Here is a 14,337-nt window from a genome sequence, read left to right on the forward strand (position 1 = left end):
GCCAGCGCCTCCCCTTGACAAGACGCTGTGAAGTGGGACACGATCTGGTGAGAGCGCTCCCACCACTATGTACTCCATCGCCAGGCTCCATCCCAGCCATGGCACCTCCACCGTCTGTCCCAGCGGGACCGAAACGAATCTTTGACAAAGGAGTCTTATCCTGTGAAAAATCCCAGCAAGTTTTCCGTGCTTTCGGCGGCGGCCGCCTGCCTTGCCCTCTCCCTCACTGGCTGTGGGTCCTCATCCCCTGAGAAGGCCAGCGCGGACGACGCTACCGGTTCCGAGGCCGTCACCCTCACGGTGGGCACGTTCAACGAATTCGGCTACGAAAAGCTCTTTGAGGAATATGAAGAGCTGAATCCGAATGTCACCATCGAGCACAAGAAAGCAGCCACCACTAACGAAGCCCGGGACAACCTCACTACACGCCTGGCCGCCGGGTCAGGGCTGTCCGACATAGAGGCCGTAGAGGTGGACTGGCTTCCGGAGCTCCTGGAGTATCCGGACCGCTTTGCGGACTTGAAGGATCCTGCTGTCGAAGGGCGCTGGCTGGACTGGAAGGCGGAGGCTGCCACCACCGCCGACGGCAAGCTGCTGGGCTACGGAACCGACTCAGGCCCCGAGGCCGTCTGCTACAACGCCGAGCTGCTGAAGAAGGCGGGCATGCCCACGGACCGCGCCGAGGTCGCCAAAATGCTGGGCACCACCTGGGACAGCTACTTCGAAGCGGGCAAGAAATTCAAGGCCGCAAGCCCCGATTCCGCATGGTTCGACTCGGCTGGGGCGATATACCAGGGTATGAGCAACCAGCTTGACAAGGTCTATGAGGAGGAGGACGGCACCGTCATCGCCACGGAGAACCAGAAGGTCAAGGACACGTACAACCAGGTCCTGAAAGCCTCCACCGAGGACGGGCTGTCCGCCCACCTGAGCCAGTGGAGCGAGGACTGGGCCTCAGGTTTCCAGACCGGCGCCTTTGCCACCACACTCTGCCCGGGCTGGATGCTCGGAGTTATCGAGGGCAACGCGGCCGGGGTCACCGGCTGGGACGTCGCCAACGTCTTCCCCGGCGGCGGCGGAAACTGGGGCGGGTCTTACCTGACGGTTCCCACCCAGGGAGGGAACCAGGCCGAGGCCAAGAAACTGGCAGGTTGGCTGACGGCTCCTGAGCAGCAGATCAAGGCATTCACCGCCAAGGGCACCTTCCCCAGCCAGAAGGAAGCACTGGAAAGCAGCGAGCTGCTGGGCCAGACGAACGAGTTCTTCAACGGCGCGCCCACCGGCCAGATCTTCGCCGAACGTGCCAAGGCTGTTTCGGTGACGCCCTTCAAGGGAACCAAGTATTTCGCCATCAATGACGCCATGCAGCAGGCCCTCACGCGTGTGGACGTTGATAAGTCGGACGACGCCGCTTCCTCCTGGGAGAAGTTCGTCACCGCAGTGAAGTCCCTCTAAGCATGGCTGTCACTGACCGGGTCAAGCCCCGGAAGGCCGGGGGACAGTCCCTGCCTCCGGTAGGGACGAACGATGTCCGGCGCCTGGCCTTCTCCCAGCAGGTCTCCAAGTGGGACGTCAGGCTGTCCCCCTACCTCTACATTTCGCCGTTCTTCCTCCTGTTTGCTGTCACCGGACTCTTCCCGCTGGTGTACACAGCATGGGTTTCCCTGCACAACTGGAATCTCATTGGCGGGCAGGGGAAGTTCACGGGCCTGGAAAACTACGGCTTCGTTGTAGCCCAGCCCTACTTCTGGAATGCGGTGGGTAACACCTTCAGCATCTTCATCCTGTCCTCCGTTCCCCAGGTCGTCATCGCCCTGATGATCGCGGCGGTGCTGGATGCGAACCTGAGGGCCAGGACGTTTTGGCGGATGGGGGTTCTGGTCCCGTTCGTCGTTGCGCCGGTGGCGGTGGGCCTGATCTTCAACAACCTCTTTGCAGACCAGTTCGGGCTGATCAACGAGATGTTGAAGGCTGCAGGGCTGGACCCGGTCCGGTGGCATTCTGATTCCCTTGCAAGCCACTTGGCAATCGCCACCATGGTGAACTTCCGCTGGACCGGCTACAACGCGCTGATCTTCCTCGCAGCCATGCAGGCCATACCGCGGGATGTGTTTGAAGCGGCAACCATCGACGGCGCCGGCAGGCTGCGGCAGTTCTTCTCCGTGACCGTCCCCATGCTGCGGCCGACGGTGATCTTCGTGGTGATCACCTCCACCATCGGCGGCCTGCAGATCTTCGACGAACCGCGGGTCTTTGACCAGTCCGGCCTGGGCGGTGCGGACAGGCAGTGGCAGACGCTGACGATGTACATCTGGGAACTCGGCTGGGGCCAGCGCAACTTCGGCAGGGCTTCTGCCGTGGCCTGGCTGCTCTTCGTGATTATCGTCCTGATCGCGCTGCTCAATTTCCTCATTACCAAGCGCATCGCAAGCCAGGGAGGCCGCAAGTGAGCTCCATTCCCATGATTGAGCAGACGGCCGGAAAGGGGGCCGCCCGGGCGGCAGCACGGCGGGGACCGGGTGCGCGGGGTGCCAAGGGTGGCGGGTCCGGCCACGGCAGTGCCCGCAGGCCCGGCTTCCTTACCTACGGCTTCCTGGGTGCTGTGCTCCTGGCGTCCCTCTTTCCGCTCTATTGGTCTTTCCTGGTGGGCAGCCATGACAACACCGTGCTGAGCCGTGGCATCCCGCTGCTGCCCGGTGGGAACTTCCTGGCCAACGCTGCGAAAGTCTTTGACAGCATTCCGTTCTGGAAGGCGATGGGCAACAGCCTTATCGTCTCGTGCGTGACCGCGGCATCCGTCGTCGTGTTCTCCACCCTGGCCGGCTTCGCCTTTGCCAAGCTTCGCTTCCGCGGCAGCAAGGGGCTGCTGGTGTTTGTCATCGCAACCATGGCTGTTCCTACCCAGCTCGGCGTGGTCCCGCTGTTTATCGTGATGTCCAAGCTCGGCTGGACCGGCTCACTCTGGGCCGTCATCGTCCCGGGCGTTGTTACGGCCTTCGGCGTATTCTGGATGACCCAATACCTGCGTGACGCCCTCCCTGATGAGCTCATCGAGGCCGTGCGGATGGACGGGGCGTCCATGATCCAGGCGTTCTGGCACATTGGATTCCCGGCGGCCCGCCCGGCCGCGGCCATGCTCGCGCTGTTCACCTTCGTGGCCACCTGGACGAATTTCTTCTGGCCGTTCATCGTCCTTGACCCGTCAAACCCCACCCTCCCGGTGGCCCTGCAGCTGCTGCAGGCGGCCCACTTCGTGGACTACTCCGTGGTCCTGGCCGGCGCCGTCCTGGCCACCGTCCCGCTCCTGCTCCTCTTTATTGCGGCAGGCAGGCAGCTCGTATCTGGAATTATGCAAGGAGCAGTTAAAGGATGAGTTCCACCCAACTTCCGTTTCCGGAGGGCTTCCTGTGGGGCGCGGCAACCGCTGCCTACCAAATCGAAGGTGCAGCACACGCCGGCGGGCGGCAGGACTCCATCTGGGACGTCTTCGCACGCCAGCCCGGTGCGGTGGCTGACGGCCATAACGGCGACGTTGCCTGCGACCACTACCGGCGCTACAAGCAGGATGTTGCCCTGATGGCCCACATGAACATGAAGGCCTACCGGTTCTCCACGTCCTGGGCGCGGTGTATGCCCGACGGTGTCACCCCCAACCCTGAAGGCCTCGACTTCTACTCCCGCCTGGTGGACGAGCTGTTGGCAGCGGGCATTACGCCCTGGCTGACCCTGTATCACTGGGACCTGCCCCAGGCGCTGGAAGATAAGGGCGGCTGGGCCAACCGGGACACGGCCTACCGTTTCGCCGAGTACGCGGCCCTTATGCACGGCGTCCTGGGTGACCGCGTACGGATCTGGACCACCCTGAACGAACCGTGGTGCTCGGCGTTCCTTGGCTATGCGGCCGGCATCCACGCGCCGGGAAGACAGGACCCTCGGGCAGGGCTGGCTGCCGCCCACCATTTGCTGCTTGGGCATGGACTTGCAGCACGGGAACTCCGCCGGGTGGACCCGGATGCAAACCTGGGCATCACCCTGAACCTGACGGTCCCGGATCCGCGGGATCCCGGCAGTGCGGGGGACAGGGATGCGGCCAGGCGCATCGACGGGCAGTTCAACAGGATTTTCCTGGACCCGCTGTTCAGGGGGGAGTACCCGGCCGACCTGCTGGCTGATGTTGCGCACCTTGGACTGGCTGATCTGGTGCAGGACGGGGACCTGGAGACCATTTCCACGCCCCTGGACCTGCTGGGCGTCAACTACTACCACGGGGAATCCCTCACGAAGGACCCGGTGGACGTGAGAGAAGAAGCCGGCGCGCAGACGACGGCGGCTCCCGAACAGATTGCCCGCCCGGTGTCCTCACCCTTCGTGGCAGCTGACGGCGCGCGGTCGGTACCCCGCGGCCTGCCGGTGACGGGAATGGGCTGGGAGGTCCAGCCGGAGGGTCTGCGGCGTCTGCTCAACCGGCTGCAGGCGGAGTACACGGGTCCGGCAGGGATCCCCGTTTATATCACGGAAAACGGTGCAGCCTACGAGGATGTCCCCGACGACGCGGGGTTCGTCGACGACCAAAACCGGCTGGGGTTCTTTGCATCCCATCTCCAGGCAGTTCATAGTGCCATCGCAGACGGCGTGGACGTCCGCGGCTACCTTGCCTGGTCCCTGCTGGACAACTTCGAGTGGTCCTTCGGCTATCACCAGCGCTTCGGTCTGGTCCGGGTGGACTACGCAACGCAGGAACGCATCCCTAAGGCCAGCGCCTTGTGGTACTCGGCGGTGGCGGCTTCCAATACCGTTCCGGCCAGCAGCAGCGCCGTCCCCCCATCGGAGCCGGGTGTCGTATTGTCAGTGTAATGAACGAAAAGTCCCGCCGGTCCGGCCTCCTGCAGGCCGGGCGGCCCAGTCCGACGCTTGAGGATCTTGCCACGGCCGCTGGAGTCTCCCGCTCCACCGCGTCCAGGGCGATCAATGGCGGGCTGAAGGTCAGCCCGGAAGCCCAGGCCGCCGTCGATGCCGCCATCGTGGCACTCGGATACACGCCGAACCGCGCGGCCCGGAGCCTGGTGACTAAGCGAACCAATTCGGTCGCGCTGGTCATCCCGGAGCCGGATGCACGGGTCATGATGGATCCGTTTTTCGCAGCCGTCATTACTGGCGTGAACGAGGCCCTTCGCGAGACGGACATGCAGCTGGTCCTCCTCATGTCCCGTGCCGGGGACGACTCTGCGCGCACCATACGGTACCTGCGGGGCGGCCATGTGGACGGGGCCATCGTGGTGTCCTTCCACAAGGCCGACGACTGGGCGGAAGCCCTCGGCACGGCCGGCCTGCCCACCGTCTTCATCGGCCGGCCCTGGGCAGTGGGCTTCGGACTCCCGTACGTGGACCTGGACAACTTTGAGGGCGGCCGGCTGGCAGCCAGGCACCTGGCCGCCACCGGTCGCACCCGGCTCGGGACCGTGGCCGGCCCTGCCGACATGACAGCCGCCGTCGACCGTTTGGAAGGATGGCTGCAGGGGCTGCGGGAGGCCGGGCTGCAGCCCGGCCCCGTCATCCACGGGGACTTCACGACGGCGGGCGGCGCCGAAGCGGCACGGGACCTGTTCTCTGGGTCGCCCGGGCTGGACGGTGTTTTCGCCGCCTCTGACCTGATGGCGCTGGGCGTCATTGAAACAGTGCAGGGCGACGGCCGGAAGGTTCCGGAGGACGTGGCCGTGGTGGGGTTCGACAATCATGCCCTCCTGGCCGCCAATGGGCTGGGCCTCACCACGGTGACCCAGCCGATGGTCGACATGGCCGCCACGGCAGGCCAGCTCCTCATCCGCGCCATCGATGATCCGGAGCTGCACCTGGAACCGGTCATCTACCCGGCTGAGCTCGTGGTGCGCGGCAGCACCCCGCCCCCGGCGGCCTGACGGGCTCGATAGGCCGCGACGTGCACGCGGTTGGCGCAGTTCCCGGTGTCGCAGTACCGCTTTGACCGGTTCCGGCTGAGATCCAGCACTGCCGCGTTGCAGTCCTCCGCCTCGCACCTTCGCAGCCGGTCCATCTCTTTGCCGCGGACCACATCCGCCAAGGCCATGGCCGCCTCCGTGCTCATCCTGTCCGCCAGCGGTGCATCGTGCGTGGTGGCGTGCAGGTGCCAGTCCCAGCCGTCGTGCCGGACCAGCTGGGGGAGTGCGTTGGCTTCCCGGAGCAGCCGGTTGATGATCTCCACGGCGGCAGCCTGGTCCGCGGTCCACAATTCCGCCAGTTGGCCCCTGAGCGCATGCACGCTGGCCAGTTCCGCGGCGTCCCGCGTGCGGGAACCCGTGAATCCCTCCTCCTCCAGAAACACGTCCAGGTCCGCCACGGAAGCAAGCCCTTCGCTGCCGTTGGCTGCGGAGTTAATGAGGTTCACCACGGTGCGCAGCGCCATCTCGGTGTCAGGGGCAAAGACCATCTTGACTCCTTACCAGGGGGAAGCGTAGTGTCAGGGGCATTACCCTACTTTACTCCTGACAGGAGGCGACGGTGCCTGCCGTAAACAACTCCACTTCCGCCCGGCTGCAGCAGGCCCGCGGCGGCTTCCTGGCGTCCGGCCTGGGCATCGCGCTGTTCTCGTCCGCCGTCTTTGGGATCTCCGGCTCCTTTGGGAAGGCGCTGCTGGAGACCGGCTGGTCCCCGGGGGCTGCTGTGACCGCCCGCCTTACGGGGGCGGCCCTGATCCTGGCGGTGCCCGCCATTCCGGCGCTGCGCGGCCGGTGGCACCAGTTGCGGGACAACTGGCTCACCATCGTGCTCTTCGGCCTGATTGGAGTGGCTGCCTGCCAGCTGTTCTATTTCAACGCCGTGGCGCGCCTCTCCGTGGGCGTGGCGCTTCTCCTGGAATACCTGGCGCCGGTCCTCATTGTCCTCTGGCTTTGGGCGGCAAGCCGGCGCCGGCCGAGCGCGCTGACCTTCGCTGGCACGCTGCTCTCCTTGGGCGGCCTGGTGCTGGTGCTGGACCTGACCGGCGCCATCCGGATCGACCTGGTGGGCGTCCTGTGGGGCATGGCCGCCGCCGTCTGCCTGGCCATCTACTTCTTCATCACGGCCAAGGAGAACGACACCCTTCCGCCGCTGGTCCTGGCCTCCGGCGGGCTCATGGTGGGCGCCGCCGTGATGTGGCTGGCCGCAGCCACCGGCCTGCTCCCCATGGCTTTCAGCACAGCCGATACCCGGCTCGGTCCATGGGTCACGCCCTGGTGGGTTTCGGTTGCCGGCCTCGTGGTCCTGGCCACGGTGCTCGCCTACGTTTCCGGAATCATGGCCGCCCGGGCCCTGGGCTCCAAGGTGGCGTCGTTCGTCTCTCTCACCGAGGTGCTGTTTGCCGTCCTCTGGGCCTGGCTCCTGCTGGGTGAGCTGCCCGGTCCGATCCAGCTCCTGGGCGGCGTCCTGATTGTGGGCGGCGTGGTCCTGGTCCGCCTGGATGAACTTCGGCGGGCGGCACCCGGGCAGGCCTCACCGCTGGAGCACGCGAACGACGTCGAACCCGTTCCCTAGCGCCAGCCACTGACGCATCAGCGGGCCCGGGCCTAGCATGGGGTTATGTGCCGGAACATCCGAACCCTCCACAACTTCGAGCCGCACGCCACCTCCGAGGAGGTCCACGCCGCGGCCCTGCAATATGTCCGCAAGATCAGCGGCAGCACCAAGCCGTCCAAGGCCAACCAGGAAGCGTTCGACCATGCCGTCCATGAGATCGCGCACATCACCCAGCACCTCCTGGACGCCCTCGTCACCCAGGCGCCGCCCAAGGACCGCGACACCGAGGCCGCCAAGGCCAAGGCGCGCGCCGCGGTACGCTACGGCACGGCCTGACGCACCGGCCGGCAGCGGCGGACGTGGCTACCTGCCGAAGCTCCGGAGCCGCAGCGAGTTGGCCACCACCAGCACCGAGCTCGCGGCCATCGCGGCGCCGGCAATCATCGGATTGAGCAGGCCCAGGGCCGCCACCGGAATGCCCACGGCGTTGTAGAAGAACGCCCAGAACAGGTTGGTCTTGATGGTGGCCAGCGTGCGCCGGGACAGCTCGATGGCCTGCGCCACCTGGGCCAGGTCGTTGCCCATCACGGTCAGGTCCGCGGCCTCGATGGCCACATCCGTTCCCGACCCCATCGCGATGCCGAGGTCAGCCTGTGCCAGCGCTGCGGCGTCGTTCACGCCGTCCCCGGCCATGGCCACGGTGGCACCGGCGGCCTGGAGCTTCCGGACGGCGTCCACTTTCCCCTCGGGCAGCACGCCCGCGTACACATCCTCCGCAGCGATTCCGACGGCGGCAGCCACCTGGGCGGCCACGGCGGCGTTGTCGCCGGTCAGCAGGATGGGCCGCAGCCCGAGTTCCCGGAGACGGGACACTGCCTGCGCGGACCCGTCCTTAATGGAGTCCCGGAGGCTCACAATCCCGGCCACGCCACCGTCAATGGCGACCCAGATGGCGGTGGCACCGGCATCCTCGGCGGCGGCCAAAGCCCCTCGCTGCTCCTCGCTGAGTGCCACGCTGTTCTGCTCCAGCCATCCGGTGCGGCCGGCGATGACCAGCTGCCCTTCCACGGTTCCGGCCACTCCGCCGCCCGGCGCGGAACTGAACTTGTCCACGGAAGGCAGGCGTCCGTCGTCGGCCGCATTCCGTGCTGCAGCCGCAATGGCGTGCGCAATGGGGTGCTCGGAAGCGGCTTCCACCGCGCCCGCCAGGCGCAGCACCCGGGCGGCATCGAGGCCCCCGAACGCGATGATGCCGTCAACGGCAAGGACGCCGGTGGTGACCGTGCCGGTCTTGTCCAGCAGGATGGTGTCCACCGTCCGGGTGTCCTCCAGGACCTGCGGGCCCTTGATCAGGATGCCCAGCTGGGCGCCGCGTCCCGTCCCCGTCAGCAGGCCGACCGGAGTGGCCAGCCCGAGGGCGCACGGGCAGGCAATGACCAAAACCGCGACGGCGGCGGTGAAGGCCGCGCGCAGCTCACCGGAGGTGATGTCCGGCCCTGCCGTGAGCAGCCATGCCGCGAAGGTCGCCACGGCGATGGCCAGGACCACCGGAACGAAGACGGCGCTGATCCGGTCCGCCAGCCGTGCGATGGGTGCCTTGCCCGTCTGCGCCTGGGACACCAGCCGGGCCATCTGCGCCAGCGTGGTTTCGCTGCCCACCCGGGTGGCGCGCACCAGCAGCCGGCCGGAGGTATTGATGGTGGCGCCGGTGACGCGGCTGTCCGGTCCCACTTCGACGGGGACCGATTCGCCGGTGACCAAAGAGGCATCGACGGCGGAACTGCCGTTGACGACCACGCCGTCCGTGGCGATTTTCTCGCCGGGCCGGACCACCAGGACGTCGCCCACCCGCAGGGTCTCCGCGGGCACCCGCAGCTCGGTACCGTCCCGCAGCACGGTGGCATCCTTGGCGCCCAGGTTCAGGAGAGCCTTAAGCGCATCGCCGGCCTTCTGCTTGGCATTGGCCTCCAGGTAGCGTCCCAGCAGCAGGAACGTGGTGACCACGGCGGCCACCTCGAAGTAGAGGCCCCCGGTGTCCATGCCCTCCATGCCCGGGTGCTCGGTCATGCGGGGATCGGCGAGCAGTTGCCACGCCGAGAACAGGTACGCCGCGGTCACGCCGATGGAGACCAGCGTGTCCATGGTGGAGGCAAGGTGCCGCGCGTTCACGGCGGCTGCGCGGTGGAACGGCCAGGCCGCCCACGTGACCACCGGCAGCGAGAGCGCCGCCGCCGCCCAGCCCCAGTGCGGAAACTGGAAGCCCGGGACCATCGAGATCACGAAGACCGGCAGCGTCAGTACGGCCGCGAGGATCAGGCGCGGGCGGAGGGTGCCGGCGGCGTGGGATTCGCCGTGCGCGGTTGGTTCCGTGGGCAGGTCCCCGGCATCGATGGCCGACTCCTGAGGCACCCGGACCCGTGCCTTGTAGCCGGCCGCCGCTACGGTTGCCGTGATCTGTTCATCCGTGATGCCGGCCGGTACTGTGACGTGGGCCGATTCCAGCGGAAGGTTGACCGAAGCCGCCACCCCGTCCAGCTTGCCGAGCTTCTTCTCCACCCGCGCCACGCAGGAGGCGCAGGTCATGCCCTCGATATCAAGCTCAACCACCCGGCTGCCGGGCTGGTTGAGGAGTTCCTGGCTGCTCATGGCGTCTCCTTGGGACGGTCCGGCGTCCGCCGAGGCGGTCGCCCAGCGGCGGGTTTTCCTAGGCTTCGTTGGCGACGACGAGGTAGCCGGCCTCCGCCACGGCCTCGCCGATCTCCGCCGGGGAGAGTTCCTTGGCGGAGGTGATGGTCACGGTGGACACCCCGCCGGCGTTGAGGTCCACGTCAACGCCCTGGACGCCTTCAAGGGCCTCCAGTTCTTCGGTAACGGCCGAGACGCAGTGGCCGCAGGTCATCCCGGAAACGCTGACCTCGGTGGTAGTGGGGGAGGTGGTGCTCATGGCATGCTCCTTCGCGGTGTGCCTGCGGTGGCAGGAGGGTTGGGTGGGGGAATGCTTAGCGGAGCAGGCGGCCGATGGCGTCTGCCGCTTCCTTGACTTTGGCGTCGATGGCTTCGGCGCGGGCCTCCGGGTCCGGCTCGGCAGCTGCGCCGACCACGCAGTGGCCGATGTGCTCTTCCATGAGCCCCAGGCTGACCGCATGCAGCGCCTTGGTCACAGCGGACACCTGGGTGAGGATGTCGATGCAGTACTTGTCCTCATCCACCATGCGCGCGATGCCGCGCACCTGACCCTCAATCCGCTTGAGGCGGCGGAGGTAGGCGTCCTTGTTGCCGGAATAACCGTGCTGCGGGGCTGGGCCCCCAACGCCGGCCAGCGTCTCTTCCGTATGCTCCATAGCCACAACATATACCCCCGAGGGGTATCCACGCAAGTACCCCCAGGGGGTATAGCCTCGGGCGGCGACGCATGGACAGCCCGGCACCCCAACGGCACCCGGAACGCAAAAAGCTCCGGAGTGCGTTATTGGGGGATACGCACTCCGGAGCAGCTTTGGGGCAGTCCCGGAAACCCTGGGGATCCGGCCTGCTTGGTCCAGCTTACGGGCTGGTATGGTCCGCCGCCAGCACCGCGAATAACTACTTTCGCTTTATTTTCCGCGGCGCTTTTCCGGGCTCGAGTCCCGCTCCGGGCGCGGCGGAACCACCAGGACGGGACGGTCCTGGTGATGGCTCAGCCATGTCCCTACGGAACCGTTCAACGCCTCCGAGATGCGGTGGGCGAGGCCGCGCTCCGAGGTGCCGACAATGATCATCGAAGCTCCCAGTTCTGCGGCCTGCCGGCCCAGGGCGCGGGCCGCGTCACCAGTCAGTGTGTGCAGCGACCACTGCACGGGAGGGGTCCCTCCTGCTGCCTCAGCCGCAGCTCCCGTGATCGCCTCCTTCAGCCCGGCGGCCAGTGCAGCCATGTCGGCATCGTCCGCGCCGGGGTGCGGGGATAACCGGTGGGCTGAGCGCGCAGGGTCCCACTCGACGACGTAGCTTGCCTCGTCCACATAGGCGCAGGACAGCGGGACTCCCAGCCGTGCTGCCAGCGACGCTGCCGTGGCCAGCACTTCGGGATGCTGCCCGGGGACCACCCCGACCAGCAGGGGCAGGGAAGCGGACTCTTCAGCGGCCATACCTTATTGTCTGCCCGCCCATCACGGTTGAACAGGCCGCACCGTTACGCGGGGGCCGGTGAGGCTATAACCACCACGTTCTTGCCCCACAGGTCCTGCGTGTAGCAGCTGATAAGCACCAGCCGGTTGGGCACAACGTCCCAGACAGGACTGTCCTTGAGGCTGGATTTCAGGTACGTGGTGATGCTCTCCACCCGGTAGGTGATGGTCCCGGAGGCCGTGTCGACGGCGAACCGGTCACCTTTCGCGGCCTGTGAGCTGAGGTGGTTGAAGGGGGCGTCCACGCCGTCCCAGCTGTGGCCGATCACGTACGTCGTGTTGGTGGACCCCTTCCCCGGCGAACCGTACGGGCTGAGCCAGTACCCGTCCTTGGTGGGCGGCGGTTTGATGGTGGTGGCCCGGCTGTCGAGCTTCAGCGGATGCACCGGAACGTTGAAATCCGCGCCGGCGTAACGGACCCGCAACGGTGCCGCGGCGGCCGGAAGCACCGGACCAGGCGGGGGCGTGGAGGCGGGCGCGGGAGTCGCCGTCGTCCGGTGTGCCGCGGTGGGGGACGGTGCAGTAGGAGAAGGCACGACGCCGGCCGGCAACGAGGCGGGCGGCGCCCCCACCCCCCCGCCAGGCCCGCCGTCGCCCAGCGTCAGGCTGCTGCCGTACTGGACGAGGGGGCCGCCGAAGGTGAGGACAAGGAAGGCCAGGGCGCCGGACATCAGGATGGCAACGTCGGCGCGGTCCCACCGCCACCAGGGCACCCCGCACCAGGGCACCCCGCGCGGGGCGGCATGGCGGCTGCGTTCCGTGCGCATGATGCTCCTGGTCCGCTGCGGGAAATTCGGGCAAAGGTGGTGAGATTCAGGCTAGGAACACCCCGGCGGCGCGTCCCGGGTGGGCGGTACCCGACTTTTTCCACCGTGGCTACGGGGACGGCCGCGCAGCTACGCGGAAAACGTCCGCGCCACCTGTCCGGCCATCCATAGCCGGTGGGGGGACCCTTGTCCGGTCCCGCGCCCGCGCCTAACGTGGAAACAAACGAAAGGGTGCGTGACGGCATGCAAATCTTCATGTGGTGGCTGGACCTGGACCTGGCCAGCAAGGAATGGCTGCGGGAGAACCTCCGGGCCGCGGAGATTCCGCCGCCGGTGCTGCAGGGCATCGCCCGGGCCGGAGGCCCCTCCCCGGACCAGGCGGCGGCCGTACTCTCGGAGGCTGACTGGGACTTCATCGAGACGCAGTCGGAATTTGTTGATTAGCCGTGGCGTCAGCTGAGAGCTACCTCCTGGCGATCGGCACCAAGAAGGGCCTGTGGCTGGCCACCAGCAGTGACCGCCGCGATTGGTCCCTGAACGGGCCGCACTTCCTGATGAACGAGATTCCCAGCATCGGAATCGACACGCGTGAAGGCCGCACCCGGATCATGGTGGGCGTCCGCAGCGAACATTGGGGACCCACCGTGGCCCATTCGGATGATCTCGGTGCCACGTGGTCCGAACCCCTGGAAGGCGCCATCAGCTTCCCGCCGGACACCGGAGCCGCGGTGGAGCGGATCTGGCAGATCCACCCGGACGCAGCGTCCCGCCCCGGTGTGGTCTGGGCGGGCGCCGAGCCCATTTCGCTCTGGAAATCCACGGACGGCGGGCAGCATTTCGAGCTCAACCGCGGCCTCTGGGACCATCCGCACCGCTCCGAGTGGGGCGCCGGGTACGGCGGTGCTGCGGCCCACTCCATCGCGGTGCAGCCGGACGGGGACACCGTGCACGTCGCCATGAGCACCGGCGGCGTTTACCGGTCTTCCGACGGCGGAGCCTCCTGGGAGCCCAGGAACCGCGGCATTTCCGCGTACTTCATGCCGGATCCCCAGCCCGAGTTCGGCCAGTGCGTCCACAAGATCGCTGCCGACGCAGCCGTCCCGGGCCGCCTCTACGCCCAGAACCACCACGGCGTCTACCGCACGGAAAACAACGGAGACACGTGGGAATCCATCGCCGACGGCCTGCCCGCGGACTTCGGCTTCGTCATGCTGGCACATCCCCGGCGGGCCGGCACGGCGTGGGTTATTCCCCTGAAGGCCGACGGCGAACGCATCCCTCCCGGGGGCGAACTAGCCGTGCACCGGACGGACGACGCCGGGGCCACCTGGCGGAGGCATGATGCGGGGCTGCCGGACCGGGAGTACAACAGCGTCCTGCGCGATGCCGCTTCAGTGGACACCGCGGAGCCGGCCGGGGTCTACTTCGGGACCCGCGGCGGATCCGTTTACGCCAGCGCGGACGAAGGCGAAACCTTTGCGGAAGTGGCGTCGCACCTGCCCGATGTCCTGTGCGTCCGTGCCGCCGTGGTGGCCGGTGGCTGAGATCAGCGTGGTCCTTCCCGGCGTCCTGCAGCCACTCGCCGGCGGGCAGTCCATCCTGACTGCGCCCGCTGACGGGCCGGTGACGGTGGGAAAACTCCTGGATGCCGTGACCGGCGACTTCACAGTGCTCGGCCGCCGGTTGCGGGACGAAACCGGAGCGCTGCGGCGGTTCGTGAACATCTACGTGGACGGGGACGAGGTGCGGCGGCTGCAGGGCTTGGAAACGGAGGTCCTGCCCGGGCAGGAAATCCTGGTCATCCAGTCCGTGGCCGGCGGCTAGACGTCGGGGGCGTTACCACCGCGGCTGCGGGCAGTCCCTCCTGACTGCGCCCGCCGCCGCGACCGGTGTGCCGCCGT

Annotated in this window: 16 protein-coding genes; 10 read left to right on the forward strand and 6 right to left on the reverse strand. The window is 67.3% G+C overall.

Features of this window, described 5'->3' with window-relative positions; translation table 11 throughout:
* Positions 1-162: 162 nt before the first annotated feature.
* The 5 genes from ACIQC0_RS11165 to ACIQC0_RS11185 are packed head-to-tail and all read left to right on the forward strand — an operon-like array spanning position 163 to position 5,915.
* Positions 163-1,455, forward strand: coding sequence for an ABC transporter substrate-binding protein (locus tag ACIQC0_RS11165; RefSeq protein ID WP_377216315.1), 1,293 nt, complete (start codon positions 163-165; stop codon positions 1,453-1,455).
* Positions 1,456-1,457: 2 nt separating this feature from the next.
* The gene (locus tag ACIQC0_RS11170; RefSeq protein ID WP_377216314.1) at positions 1,458-2,450 is read left to right on the forward strand and encodes a carbohydrate ABC transporter permease; all 993 of its coding nucleotides are present in this window, start codon (positions 1,458-1,460) and stop codon (positions 2,448-2,450) included.
* Positions 2,447-3,373 (forward strand): carbohydrate ABC transporter permease, encoded by a 927-nt coding sequence (locus tag ACIQC0_RS11175; protein ID WP_377216313.1) that lies wholly within the window; start codon positions 2,447-2,449, stop codon positions 3,371-3,373. The genes ACIQC0_RS11170 and ACIQC0_RS11175 overlap by 4 nt, the downstream gene beginning before the upstream one ends.
* Entirely contained in the window at positions 3,370-4,854 is a 1,485-nt protein-coding gene (locus tag ACIQC0_RS11180; RefSeq protein WP_377216312.1) for a glycoside hydrolase family 1 protein, read from the forward strand. Before ACIQC0_RS11175 ends, ACIQC0_RS11180 begins: the two co-directional genes overlap by 4 nt.
* Positions 4,854-5,915: a LacI family DNA-binding transcriptional regulator gene (locus tag ACIQC0_RS11185; protein ID WP_400534937.1), complete on the forward strand. Its 1,062-nt coding sequence runs from the start codon at positions 4,854-4,856 to the stop codon at positions 5,913-5,915. Before ACIQC0_RS11180 ends, ACIQC0_RS11185 begins: the two co-directional genes overlap by 1 nt.
* On the opposite strand, the gene ACIQC0_RS11190 is transcribed toward ACIQC0_RS11185, so the two are convergent.
* A complete protein-coding gene (locus tag ACIQC0_RS11190) occupies positions 5,864-6,442 on the reverse strand; it encodes a CGNR zinc finger domain-containing protein (RefSeq protein ID WP_400534939.1) in 579 nt (192 codons plus the stop codon). The two genes, ACIQC0_RS11185 and ACIQC0_RS11190, sit on opposite strands and share 52 nt — an antisense overlap.
* A gap of 71 nt (positions 6,443-6,513) precedes the next feature.
* On the opposite strand from ACIQC0_RS11190, the gene ACIQC0_RS11195 reads away from it, so the two are divergent.
* Together ACIQC0_RS11195 and ACIQC0_RS11200 are read left to right on the forward strand one after the other, a co-directional pair.
* The gene (locus ACIQC0_RS11195) at positions 6,514-7,524 is read left to right on the forward strand and encodes an EamA family transporter (RefSeq protein ID WP_400534941.1); all 1,011 of its coding nucleotides are present in this window, start codon (positions 6,514-6,516) and stop codon (positions 7,522-7,524) included.
* 45 nt (positions 7,525-7,569) lie between these two features.
* Positions 7,570-7,842: a DUF2277 domain-containing protein gene (locus tag ACIQC0_RS11200; protein ID WP_377216308.1), complete on the forward strand. Its 273-nt coding sequence runs from the start codon at positions 7,570-7,572 to the stop codon at positions 7,840-7,842.
* Positions 7,843-7,869: 27 nt separating this feature from the next.
* Here the strand turns inward: ACIQC0_RS11200 and ACIQC0_RS11205 are convergent, their stop codons facing one another.
* The 5 genes from ACIQC0_RS11205 to ACIQC0_RS11225 all read right to left on the reverse strand — a co-directional run bounded on the left by ACIQC0_RS11205 (position 7,870) and on the right by ACIQC0_RS11225 (position 12,436).
* The gene (locus ACIQC0_RS11205) at positions 7,870-10,152 is read right to left on the reverse strand and encodes a heavy metal translocating P-type ATPase (protein WP_400534944.1); all 2,283 of its coding nucleotides are present in this window, start codon (positions 10,150-10,152) and stop codon (positions 7,870-7,872) included.
* A 58-nt stretch (positions 10,153-10,210) separates the two neighbouring features.
* Entirely contained in the window at positions 10,211-10,450 is a 240-nt protein-coding gene (locus ACIQC0_RS11210; RefSeq protein WP_377216306.1) for a heavy-metal-associated domain-containing protein, read from the reverse strand.
* 55 nt (positions 10,451-10,505) lie between these two features.
* Positions 10,506-10,847 carry a metal-sensitive transcriptional regulator gene (locus ACIQC0_RS11215; RefSeq protein WP_377216305.1) on the reverse strand — a complete coding sequence of 114 codons (342 nt, stop codon included), beginning with the start codon at positions 10,845-10,847 and terminating at the stop codon, positions 10,506-10,508.
* Positions 10,848-11,099: 252 nt separating this feature from the next.
* Positions 11,100-11,630, reverse strand: coding sequence for a universal stress protein (locus ACIQC0_RS11220; RefSeq protein ID WP_400534946.1), 531 nt, complete (start codon positions 11,628-11,630; stop codon positions 11,100-11,102).
* 44 nt (positions 11,631-11,674) lie between these two features.
* Positions 11,675-12,436 carry a class F sortase gene (locus ACIQC0_RS11225; RefSeq protein WP_400534948.1) on the reverse strand — a complete coding sequence of 254 codons (762 nt, stop codon included), beginning with the start codon at positions 12,434-12,436 and terminating at the stop codon, positions 11,675-11,677.
* Positions 12,437-12,679: 243 nt separating this feature from the next.
* On the opposite strand from ACIQC0_RS11225, the gene ACIQC0_RS11230 reads away from it, so the two are divergent.
* Genes ACIQC0_RS11230 through ACIQC0_RS11240 form a run of 3 tightly spaced genes read left to right on the forward strand, consistent with a single transcriptional unit; the run spans position 12,680 to position 14,260 of the window.
* Complete coding sequence (locus ACIQC0_RS11230; protein ID WP_377216302.1) at positions 12,680-12,880, forward strand: hypothetical protein; 201 nt, start codon at positions 12,680-12,682, stop codon at positions 12,878-12,880.
* A 2-nt stretch (positions 12,881-12,882) separates the two neighbouring features.
* Complete coding sequence (locus ACIQC0_RS11235) at positions 12,883-13,980, forward strand: WD40/YVTN/BNR-like repeat-containing protein (RefSeq protein ID WP_400534950.1); 1,098 nt, start codon at positions 12,883-12,885, stop codon at positions 13,978-13,980.
* Positions 13,940-14,260, forward strand: coding sequence for a MoaD/ThiS family protein (locus tag ACIQC0_RS11240; protein ID WP_377216300.1), 321 nt, complete (start codon positions 13,940-13,942; stop codon positions 14,258-14,260). The genes ACIQC0_RS11235 and ACIQC0_RS11240 overlap by 41 nt, the downstream gene beginning before the upstream one ends.
* Positions 14,261-14,337 lie beyond the last annotated feature (77 nt).

It is taken from the genome of Pseudarthrobacter sp. NPDC092419 (assembly GCF_044755045.1).
In the GTDB taxonomy this organism is placed as follows: Bacteria; Actinomycetota; Actinomycetes; order Actinomycetales; family Micrococcaceae; genus Arthrobacter.